The 10288-nt window shown below is 71.9% G+C and carries 9 protein-coding genes; 5 read left to right on the top strand and 4 right to left on the bottom strand.

All coding sequences use genetic code 11. The annotated features are described in order from the left end of the window. Positions 1 to 125 precede the first annotated feature (125 nt). Complete coding sequence (locus ACFXBC_RS14645; RefSeq protein WP_385023403.1) at positions 126 to 1283, bottom strand: acyl-CoA dehydrogenase family protein; 1158 nt, start codon at positions 1281 to 1283, stop codon at positions 126 to 128. 98 nt (positions 1284 to 1381) lie between these two features. Here ACFXBC_RS14645 and ACFXBC_RS14640 point away from each other — a divergent pair, with 98 nt between their 5' ends. Next, positions 1382 to 2038 carry a TetR/AcrR family transcriptional regulator gene (locus tag ACFXBC_RS14640; protein ID WP_385023401.1) on the top strand — a complete coding sequence of 219 codons (657 nt, stop codon included), beginning with the start codon at positions 1382 to 1384 and terminating at the stop codon, positions 2036 to 2038. A 50-nt stretch (positions 2039 to 2088) separates the two neighbouring features. Here the strand turns inward: ACFXBC_RS14640 and ACFXBC_RS14635 are convergent, their stop codons facing one another. The 3 genes from ACFXBC_RS14635 to ACFXBC_RS14625 all read right to left on the bottom strand — a co-directional run bounded on the left by ACFXBC_RS14635 (position 2089) and on the right by ACFXBC_RS14625 (position 5461). Then, positions 2089 to 3171: a Zn-dependent alcohol dehydrogenase gene (locus ACFXBC_RS14635; protein ID WP_385023399.1), complete on the bottom strand. Its 1083-nt coding sequence runs from the start codon at positions 3169 to 3171 to the stop codon at positions 2089 to 2091. Between the two features lie 17 nt (positions 3172 to 3188). Beyond that, the gene (locus tag ACFXBC_RS14630) at positions 3189 to 4583 is read right to left on the bottom strand and encodes an aldehyde dehydrogenase family protein (protein ID WP_385023397.1); all 1395 of its coding nucleotides are present in this window, start codon (positions 4581 to 4583) and stop codon (positions 3189 to 3191) included. Positions 4584 to 4855: 272 nt separating this feature from the next. Continuing rightward, positions 4856 to 5461 (bottom strand): TetR family transcriptional regulator, encoded by a 606-nt coding sequence (locus ACFXBC_RS14625; protein WP_385023395.1) that lies wholly within the window; start codon positions 5459 to 5461, stop codon positions 4856 to 4858. 102 nt (positions 5462 to 5563) lie between these two features. On the opposite strand from ACFXBC_RS14625, the gene hmgA reads away from it, so the two are divergent. From hmgA to ACFXBC_RS14605, 4 genes are all read left to right on the top strand, one after another. After that, positions 5564 to 6937 carry a homogentisate 1,2-dioxygenase gene (gene hmgA / locus ACFXBC_RS14620; RefSeq protein WP_385023393.1) on the top strand — a complete coding sequence of 458 codons (1374 nt, stop codon included), beginning with the start codon at positions 5564 to 5566 and terminating at the stop codon, positions 6935 to 6937. Positions 6938 to 7008: 71 nt separating this feature from the next. Then, positions 7009 to 7758: a GntR family transcriptional regulator gene (locus tag ACFXBC_RS14615; RefSeq protein ID WP_385023391.1), complete on the top strand. Its 750-nt coding sequence runs from the start codon at positions 7009 to 7011 to the stop codon at positions 7756 to 7758. A gap of 163 nt (positions 7759 to 7921) precedes the next feature. Further along, positions 7922 to 9055: an SPFH domain-containing protein gene (locus ACFXBC_RS14610; protein ID WP_385023389.1), complete on the top strand. Its 1134-nt coding sequence runs from the start codon at positions 7922 to 7924 to the stop codon at positions 9053 to 9055. 12 nt (positions 9056 to 9067) lie between these two features. Further along, positions 9068 to 10228: a hypothetical protein gene (locus tag ACFXBC_RS14605; RefSeq protein WP_385023387.1), complete on the top strand. Its 1161-nt coding sequence runs from the start codon at positions 9068 to 9070 to the stop codon at positions 10226 to 10228. Positions 10229 to 10288: the final 60 nt, after the last annotated feature.

Below are 10288 nucleotides of genomic sequence, written 5' to 3'. Positions count from 1 at the left end.
GTGGGTGTGTGTTCGGCCTGTCGGGGGTTGAGAGTGGGGGGCTCGGGGCTGGTGGGGGGCCCCCCCCCCCCCCCCCCCCACAGCTACTCAGTACGGCTACTCATCCGCGATGACCGCGGGCCGGTTCAGAAGGCCGAGACCCCGGTGAGCGCGCGGCCGATGACCAGCTTCTGGATCTGGCTGGTGCCCTCGTACAGCGTCATCACCCGTGCGTCACGCAGCAGCTTCCCCGCCGGGTACTCGTCGATGTACCCGTAACCGCCGAAGACCTGGAGGGCGTTGTTCGCGGCCCGTACGGCGGCCTCCGACGCGAAGAGCTTCGCCTTGGAGGACTCGGTGGCGAACGGCTCGCCCCGGTCGATCAGATCGGCGACCCGCCAGGTGAGCAGCCGGGCGGCGTCCACGTCCACCGAGATGTCGGTGATCAGCTCCTGGACGAGCTGGTGGTGGGCGATCGTCCTGCCGAACTGCTCGCGTTCGGTCGCGTACTTCACCGCGCAGTCGAGCGCCGCCTGGGCGATGCCCACACACCCCGCCGCGACCGACATCCGCCCCTTGGCCAGCGCCGACATGGCGACCGAGAAGCCCTTGCCCTCGGGTGCCAGCATGGCCGACGCCGGGACCCTCACGTCCTCCAGGACCAGCTCGGCCGTGGCCTGGCCGCGCAGTCCGAGCTTGCCGTGGACGGTGCGCCGGGTGAGCCCCGGGGTGTCGGTGGGGACCAGGAACGCCGAGATCCCCCGGTGGCCGGGCGCGTCGGTGGAGCGGGCGAAGAGCAGGACCACATCGGCCCAGGTGCCGTTGGTGATGAACATCTTGGAGCCGTTGACGACGTAGTCGCCCGAGCCGCCGTCCCGGACGGCCTTCGTCGTGAGGCTGCCCGCGTCGGAGCCGGTGCCGGGCTCCGTGAGGCCGAAGCAGCCGATCAGCTCGCCGGATGTGAGTCCGGGCAGCCAGCGCCGCTTCTGCTCCTCGTCGCCCCAGTGCGCGATGGTCTTGGCCACCAGGCCCAGCGAGACCGAGACGATACCGCGCACCGACGAGTCACCGCGGCCGAGCTCCTCGGTGACCAGGCAGTACGAGAGGTGGTCGCCGCCGGAGCCGCCGTACTCCTCGGGCACGGTGAGACCGAGGAAGCCGAGCGCGCCGAGCTTGCGCACCACGGAGCGGTCGACGCTCTCCGCCCGGTCCCACTCGACGACGTACGGGGCGACGTCCCGGGCGACGAAGTCCTCGGCGAGCCGCCGTACCGCGGACTGCTCCTCGCTGAGCTCCAGATTCATGGGGGCACCTCTCATTTCAGCGGCCGGGCCCGGACACCGTCGGATCCAGTTAAATTAGCACTGCTAGTTTCTGGATGACAGCCCCTACTATGTGCGCCATGGCCCGCCCACGCAAGCCCCTCCTCAGCAGGGAGCGCATCGTCACGACCGCGAGCGCGCTCGTGGACTCCGAGGGGCTCTCCGCCGTCTCCACCCGGCGGCTCGCCGCCGAACTGGGGGTCAGCGGGCCCTCGCTCTACAACCACTTCCGCACCAAGGACGAGATCCTCGAAGCGGTCGCGGACGCGGTCTCCGCGCAGATCGACCTGTCGATGTTCGACGAGGGCGACGGCCGCGACTGGCGCACCGCGCTGCACGACTGGGCCGTCTCCTACCGGGAGGCCCTCAGCGACCACCCCAACATCGTCCCGGTGCTGGCCCGCGGCCCCGGACGGCGCCCGGCCGGGCTGCGGGTGGCCGACGCGGTCTTCGGCGCGATGGTCCGCGCGGGGTGGCCGCCCGCCCAGGCGACCTACATCGGGGCGCTGATGCGGTACTTCATCACCGGCTCGGCGCTCGGCTCGTTCGCGCGCGGCTTCGTCGACGACGAGACGGCCTACGACCCGGCCGACTATCCGCACCTCGGCCAGGCGCATCTGCTGGCCGAACACCGGCAGAAGGTCGACAACGGCGCCTTCGAGACCGGACTCAGGGCCCTGGTGGACGGTCTCGCCGTGCAGTTCGCGGCCGTCCGGCCGGTCCGGGACGGCGGCTGACGCCGACGGCACGCGTGCGCCGGCCGGTCCGCCGTCCCGCCACCGGGGCCCTACTCGAAGACCACCAGCGCCCGTCCGCCCTTGCCCGCGAGCATGTTCTCGAAGGCGCCGGGGATCCCCTCCAGGCCGATCCGCTCCGTCACCATCGACCCGACGTCGAGCCGGCCCGCCCGGATGTGCCCGGCGAGCACCGGCAGGTCCCGTGCCGGGTCGGAGTTGCCGTAGACGCAGCCGGAGAGCGTACGGCCCCAGTGGAAGAGCTCCAGGGCGTTGAAGGTGACCTGCTGGTCCTTGCCGCCGATGCCGACCACCGTGGTACGGCCGCCACGCCGTGTCGACTCCCACGCCGTACGGATGGTCTCCGCGCGGCCCACGCACTCGATCGCCGCGTCCACGCCGTGGCCGCCCGCCAGCCGGCGGATGTCCTTGGCCGTCGTCCCGGACGCCACCACGAACCCGGTGGCACCGGCGGCCCTCGCCAGCTCCTCCTTGGCCGGGGAGACGTCCACCGCGATGATCTCCGAGGCACCCGCGATCCGCGCGGACTGCAGCGTCGCGAGACCCACCCCGCCGGCCCCGAAGACCGCGACCGTCTCCCCCGGGGCGACCCGTGCCGAGTGGTGGACCGCGCCGTACCCGGTGAGAACCGCGCAGCCCAGCAGCGCGGCATCGGTGAGCGGGATCCCTTCGGGCACCGGCAGGACGCAGTTCGCGGCGACGACCGTCTCATCGGCGAACGCCGCGACATTCAGGCCGGGATGGAGGTCGACGCCGTCTGCCGTACGGGCGTGGACGCGCCCGGCACCCGAGAGCGCGTCGGCGCAGAGCCACACCTCACCGAGCGAGCAGGCATGACAACTCCCGCAGGAAGGCGCCCAGTTGAGAACCACACCGTCCCCGGCGGCGACATGGGTGACCCCTTCCCCCACGGAGACGACGGTGCCCGCGCCCTCGTGGCCGAGCACGGCCGGGACCGGCACCCGCATGGTGCCGTTGGCGAGCGAGAGGTCGGAGTGGCAGACCCCGGCGGCGGCGAGCCGGACCCGGACCTGGCCGGGGCCGGGATCCGGCAGTTCGATGCCGGTGATCTCCAGGGGGGAGCCGGTGGCGGACAGGACGGCGGCGCGGACCATGTGCGGTGCTCCCGGGGTCAGAACTGCAGGGACTTGGTCTGGAGGTACTCGGCGAGACCGTGCGAGCCGAGCTCGCGGCCGACGCCGGACTGCTTGTAACCCCCGAAGGGGGCGAGCGGGTTGAACCGGCCGCCGTTGATGTCGACCTGGCCGGTTTCCATCCGCCGGGCGAAGGCCACCGCCTCGCTCTCCTCACCGGCCCAGACCGCGCCCGCGAGGCCGTAGACGGTGCCGTTGGCGATGCGCAGGGCGTCCTCCTCGTCCTCGTAGGCGATCAGCGAGACGACCGGGCCGAAGATCTCCTCCTGCGCGATGGTCATGCCGGGGGTGACATCGGCGAAAACGGTCGGGCTGACGTAGTACCCCCGCTCGAACGGCGCTTCGGGGCCGCCCGCGACGAGCCTGGCCCCCTCCTCCACGCCCTTCTCGATGTATCCGCGGACGCGGTCCAGCTGCTTGGCGTTGACCAGCGGGCCCATCCGCTCGCCCGGGGCGTACTTGGCGGCGGCGGCAGCGGCGAGGCCGACCGCCTCGTCGTACTGGTCGCGGTGGACCAGCATCCGGGTCCAGGCGCTGCACGTCTGGCCGGAGTTGCCCATGACGTTGGCGACGCCCACCGCCACTGCCCTGGCCAGATCGGCGCTGGGCAGGATGACGTTGGCGGACTTCCCGCCGAGCTCCAGCGCCACACGCTTGACCGCCGCGCCCGCGACCGCGCCGATCTGGCGGCCGACCGCGGTGGAGCCGGTGAAGGAGACCAGGTCGACGCCGTCGTGCCCGGCCAGCGCCTGGCCCGCGACCGGACCGAGACCGGTGACGAGGTTGAAGACTCCGGCGGGCAGACCGGCCTCCGCGGTCGCTTCGGCGAACAGCTGCGCCGTCAGCGGAGTGTCCTCGGCGGGCTTCAGGACGACGGTGCAGCCCGCGGCGAGCGCCGGGGCCACCTTGGCGACGATCTGGTGCAGCGGGTAGTTCCAGGGGGTGATCGCGCCGACCACACCGACCGGTTCGGAGAGGACCTTCGAGTTGCCGACCGTCTCCTCGAAGGGGTGGGCGGCGGCCAGTTCGGCGTACGAACCCGCGACCATCGCAGGCATTCCGGCGTGCACGGCCCGGGAGAACTTCAGGGGTGCGCCCAGCTCGGCCGTGACGGTCTCGGCGATCTCGTCCTGGCGGGCGACCAGCACGTCGCGCAGGGCCCCGATCCTGGCCGCGCGCGCGGCGGGCGCCGTCGCCGCCCAGGCGGGGAAGGCCGCGCGGGCCGCCCGTACCGCCGCGTCGACATCCTCCGGGGTGCCCGCCGGGACATGGCCGATGACCTGCTCGTCCGCGGGGTTCACCACCGCGATCGTGTCCCCGCCCGCCGCGGGCCGCCACTCGCCGCCGATGTACATGCCGTCGTGGGGCTTCATCGCACTCCTCCAGAGCCTGCCGGTGTCGCTGTGCTGTGCCGTATCCCCCGCGCCTCGCCGGAACGGCGCGGGCCGGTGCCGGCCGGGTGGCCGTCGCGAGGGCCGTCACCGCCCAAACTAGCGATGTTAGTTTTCCGGCGCCAGGGGCATCGGAAGCGGACCGGCGTACGGGTCACCGGCGCGCGGACCGGGGCGGGCGCGGGAGCGACCGCCGGAGCAGGGCTCCGGAGAGACCCACCCGTCGGACCGTTCCGGCCCCACCCTCCCCCGCCTCAGTCCAGCACCGGCCCGAGATACGCGTGCAGCAGCTCCCTGACCTCCCCGATCAGCCCCTGGTCGCCCGACGGCTCGGCCCGGAAGGCGAGTTGGAGCAGCGCGTCGGTCGCCTCGACGCCGACGAGCACCTTGCGGCGCAGCCGGTCGTCCGCGGCCCTGCCGAGGTGGGACGCGAGCAGTCCGGTGAGGCGGTCGGCGACCTTCGGGTTGGGTTCGTCCAGCGCCGCGGGCCCGCCGAAGTCGACGAACGCGAATCCGGGGACGGTCCGCCGCATGGCGAGGTACTCGTCCAGTACGGCATCGATCACCCCGCGCCAGTCCGCCGCAGGGAGGACGGTGAGCCGCTCGGTGACCCGGGCCGCGTAACCGTCCAGATTGCGCTGCGCCAGAGCGTCCGCCATCGCGCGCTTGTTCCCGAAGAAGCGGTAGACGGAGCCGATGGGCACGGCCGCCCGCGCGGCGACGGCGCGGGTGGACAGCCGCTCGTAGCCGTCCTCGTCGAGGATGTCCGCGCAGGCGTCGAGTATCCGGGTCAGCCGCTCGGCGCTGCGCTGCTGTACGGGGACGCGGCGGAGCGCGTTCGGATCGGGCATGCGTTCCATGATGCCCCGGCGCCGTGTTGCGGCCGGTTTCTCCCCGTTGACGCGCGGTAAGCGCAATCCTACTGTTGAGCATAGGATTCTTTCGGCACCCGGGAGCGAGCGATGACGACCACCGAGCAGGCCAGAGAGACCGAGCGGGCCGCGGCGCTGGAGAGGGCCGGGGAGACGGCCGACGCGCTGGTGTACTCCTCGGGTTTCGGTAACGAGCACAGCACGGAGGCGGTGCCCGGCGCCCTGCCGCACGGCCGGAACTCGCCGCAGCGCGCCCCGCTCGGGCTGTACGCGGAGCAGCTCAGCGGCTCCGCGTTCACCGAGCCCCGCGCGCAGAACCGGCGCTCCTGGCTCTACCGGATCCGGCCGTCCGCAGCCCATCCGCCGTTCGTCCGGATCGACAACGGCACGGTGCGCGGTGCGCCGTTCACCGAGACCGTGCCCGACCCCAACCGGCTGCGCTGGGACCCGCTGCCCGAACCGGCGCCCGGCACGGACTTCCTGGCCGGTCTGTGGACGCTGGGCGGCAACGGCGACGCGAGCACCCGCTCCGGTATGGCCGTACACCTCTACCACGCCAACTCCTCCATGACGGACCGGGTGTTCAGCGACGCGGACGGCGAGCTGCTGATCGTCCCGGAGAGCGGCGGGCTCCTCGTCCGCACCGAACTGGGGCTGCTGAGCGTGCGGCCGGGCTCGGTCGCGCTGATCCCGCGCGGCGTACGGTTCCGCGTCGAGCTGCTCGACGGATCGGTCCGCGGCTATGTCTGCGAGAACTACGGCCGTCCCTTCCAGCTCCCCGACCTCGGCCCGATCGGCGCCAACGGCCTGGCGAACGCGAGGGACTTCCTGGCCCCGGTGGCCGCCTTCGAGGACGACGGCGACGACGGGCGGCCGGTCCAGGTGGTCAGCAAGTACTGCGGCAACCTCTGGGCCGCGGAGTACGACCACTCGCCGCTGGATGTCGTCGCCTGGCACGGCAACCATGTGCCGTACGTGTACGACCTGCACCGCTTCAATGTGATGGGCTCCATCAGCTACGACCACCCGGACCCGTCGATCTTCACGGTGCTCACCTCGCCGTCCGGCACACCGGGTCTCGCCGGGGTCGACTTCGTGGTCTTCGCACCGCGCTGGCTGGTCGGCGAGGACACGTTCCGGCCGCCGTACTTCCACCGCAATGTGATGAGCGAGTACATGGGGCTGATCGAGGGCGCGTACGACGCGAAGACGGCCGGCCAGGGCGGGTTCGTCCCGGGCGGCGGCTCTCTGCACAACATGATGTCCGCGCACGGTCCTGACCGGGAGACCTTCGAGCGGGCGAGCGCCGCCGAGCTGGAGCCGCAGAAGATCGACGACGGACTGGCCTTCATGTTCGAGACGCGATGGCCGGTGACGGCGACCGCGCAGGCGGCGCGCGCCGGACATCTTCAGACCGGGTACGACGAGGTGTGGCAGGGGCTGGCCAGGCACTGGGAGGGCTGAGGGATACTCGCACCACGGTCGCCCGCCGTCCGGTGCCGGCCGGCCGACCGTCCGTACGTACGGAGACCCATGTGACCGCCTTCGCCCCCGATTCGCTGGTCCTGAACCGCAGGCTGCCTCTCTGGTACCAGGTCTCGCAGTCGCTGCGGGCCTCGATACTGGGCCGCCGACCGCAGGATCCGCTGCGGCTGCCCACCGAGGAACAGCTGGCCGGGCACTACCGCGTCAGCGTGCTCACCATGCGGCAGGCCCTCAAGGAGCTGGAGACGGAGGGCCTCATCACCCGGCACCGGCGGCGCGGCACCTTCATCGACCCCGGCGCACGGCCGAGCGCTCCGCGCCGTCTGCTGGGGTCGATCGACGCGATCGTCGCCCAGCAGTCGGGCGAGCGGACGACCGTGCTCAGCCATGGTCCGGTCCCCGTGCCGGGCGAGCTGGCCGAGCACTTCCCCGGTCTCGACGAGGTAGTCGACTACACCCGGCTGCGCTGCGACGGCGAGAGCGGGGAGCCGGTCAACTGGGCGGAGAACGCGCTCCGTCCGGAGATCGCGGCCGCCGTCCGGCCCGGTGATCTGGAGCGCTGGCCGATGACCAAGGTCCTGCGGGACGAGGTCGGGGTGCGGATCAGCCGGATCACCGACACGGTCGAGGCACGGCTCGCGGATCCGGTGACGGCCGAACTGCTCCGGGTTCCGCTGCTCTCGCCGATCCTGCACTACACGGGGGTGACGTACGACGAGGCGGGCCGGGTGGTGGACGTGGCCCGGATCCGGTACCGGGGTGACCGGTTCTCCTTCTCCGTGACGGTCGAAGCGCCCTGACCTGCCGGCAGACCGGTACGGGACCTGCCGACGGGCCGGCACGGGCGTCCTGCCGGCCGGTGCGCGGGGGCGCCTGTGGACAGCCCGGCCAGGTGTCCGAACCGGTTGCTATCGTTCCGTGGCGTGTCAGGCAAGGTGCGAGAACGAGAGCGGGGGAGGTTCCATGGGGCTGTTCGACAGCATCCGCGGAGAATTCATTGACATCGTCGAATGGACCGACGACAGCCGGGACACCATCGTGTGGCGCTTCCCGCGCCATGACAACGAGATCAAGATGGGCGCCAAGCTCGTCGTGCGCGAGTCGCAGACGGCGGTCTTCGTCAACGAGGGCCGGATCGCGGATGTCTTCCAGCCCGGCACCTACACCCTGGAGACGCGGAACCTGCCGCTGCTCGCCACGCTGAAGGGCTGGAAGTACGGGTTCGACTCGCCCTTCAAGGCCGAGGTCTACTTCGTCACCACCCGCCAGTTCACCGACATGAAGTGGGGCACGCAGAACCCGGTCATCGTCCGTGACCCCGAGTTCGGCATGGTGCGGCTCCGGGCCTTCGGCGCCTTCGCCGCGCGGGTGGTCGATCCGGCCGCGCTGCTGCGCGAACTGGCGGGCACCGACCCGCAGTTCCGCACCGAGGAGGTGCAGGAGTACCTGCGGCAGCTGATAGTCGGCAAGCTGGGCAGCGCGCTGGCCAACTCGGGCGTGCCGATGCTGGATCTGGCGACCCAGCAGGAGGCCATCGGCGTGAAGCTGGCGGGTGCGCTCACCCAGGAGCTGACACCGGTCGGTATCGCGGTCCCCAAGTTCATCATCGAGAACATCTCGCTGCCGCCGGAGGTGGAGCAGGCGATCGACACCCGCTCCCGGATGGGCATCGCGGGCAATCTCGACCAGTACACCCAGTTCCAGGCGGCCGACGCGCTCGGCGCCGGGGCGCGGACCCCCGGCAGCGGGGTCGGCGAAGGCATGGGGCTCGGCCTGGGGATGGCAGCCGGTCAGCGGATGGCGGCCGGTCTCGCCCCGCAGCAGTCCGCTGCGGCGCCCGCGCCGGCCGCAGCGCCCGCGCAGGCGGCGGGCCCCCCGCCGCTGCCCGCCCAGGAGCAGTGGTTCATCGGTGTCGACGGCGCCCAGCAGGGGCCTTACGACAGCGCCACGCTGAGCGGTCTGGTGGGCGCGGGCACGCTGACGCGCGCGACGCTCGTCTGGAAGGACGGGATGCCGGGCTGGCTCCCCGCCGACCAGGTGCCCGGGGTCAGCGGGCTCTTCGGGTCCGTGCCGCCGCCGCTCCCCCCGCAGGGCTGAGGCCGGGCGACGATGACCACCGACGATCAGTACACCGGCCCGCCCACCGCGCCCGGCACCGGCCCGGGCGCCGGGGCCGCCGTGTCCGGACCGGCCGCCTCCCGGTCCTACCCCTGCCAGGCGTGCGGCGCCACCGTGGAGTTCGCACCGGGCTCCGACGCGATGCGCTGTCCGTACTGCGGTCAGGAGCAGGCCGTCACCGCTCTGCCCCGGCAGGTGCGCGAGCACAGCTGGGACGAGCTGGCCGCGCTGCCCGCCAAGCCGCGTGACTCGGTGCCCGCGGGCGTGCGGGCCTATGTCTGCCCCGGCTGCGGCGCCCACACCGAGACCGACGACCTCTCCGCCCGCTGCCAGTTCTGTGCGACCGCGCTGGTCGCGGAGCCGGACGCCACCGAGCGTGTGGCGCCCGAAGCGGTGGTCCCCTTCGGCCTGGACCGCAACAACGCACGTGAGGCGCTGCGCAAGTGGACGTCCTCCCGCTGGTTCGCCCCTTCCAGCCTGAAGAAAGTCAGCGAGGCCGAGACGTTCAAAGGCAGCTATCTGCCGCACTGGACGTATGACGCGGAGACGGTCTCCCACTACCGGGGCCAGCGTGGCGAGTACTACTACGTGACCGAGACCTACACCACGGAGGAGAACGGCCAGAGCGTCACCAAGACCCGTCAGGTGCGCCACACCCGCTGGTTCGCCGCCTCCGGGACGGTCAGCCGCGACTTCGACGATGTGCTGGTCGCGGGGACCAACCACGTGGCGACGAAGCAGCTGGACAAGCTGACGCCCTGGCCGCTGGAAGAGGCGAAGCCCTTCCAGCCGGAGTACCTGGCCGGTTTCCAGACCGTGCGGTACGACGTGGAGCCGGAGGAAGGGCTGGTGACCGCCAAGGAGCGGATGGCCAAGGTCATCACGGGCGACTGCCGTTCCGATATCGGCGGGGACGAGCAGCGGGTCCACTCGGTGGACACCCGGTACTCGGGTCTCACCTTCAAGCTGATGCTGCTGCCGGTGTGGTTCCTGACCTATCTCTACGCGGGCAAGAGCTGGCAGGTCATGGTCAACGCACGGACCGCCGAGGTCATCGGCGAACGGCCGTACAGCAAGGGCAAGATCGCCGCCGCGGTGGTGGCCGCCCTGGTGGTCATCGCGGTGATCGTCCTGCTGGTGGTCAGAAAGTAGCGTCCGGCCGCCGCCGACAAGCAGAGAGCGGAACAGCTGGGGCGGGGGAACCGGCAGGCG

Source organism: Streptomyces sp. NPDC059398, from assembly GCF_042751845.1.
In the GTDB taxonomy this organism is placed as follows: domain Bacteria; phylum Actinomycetota; class Actinomycetes; order Streptomycetales; family Streptomycetaceae; genus Streptomyces.
The sequence above is the reverse complement of the archived record's forward strand: the minus strand, read 5'-3'. Positions and strand labels throughout refer to the sequence as shown.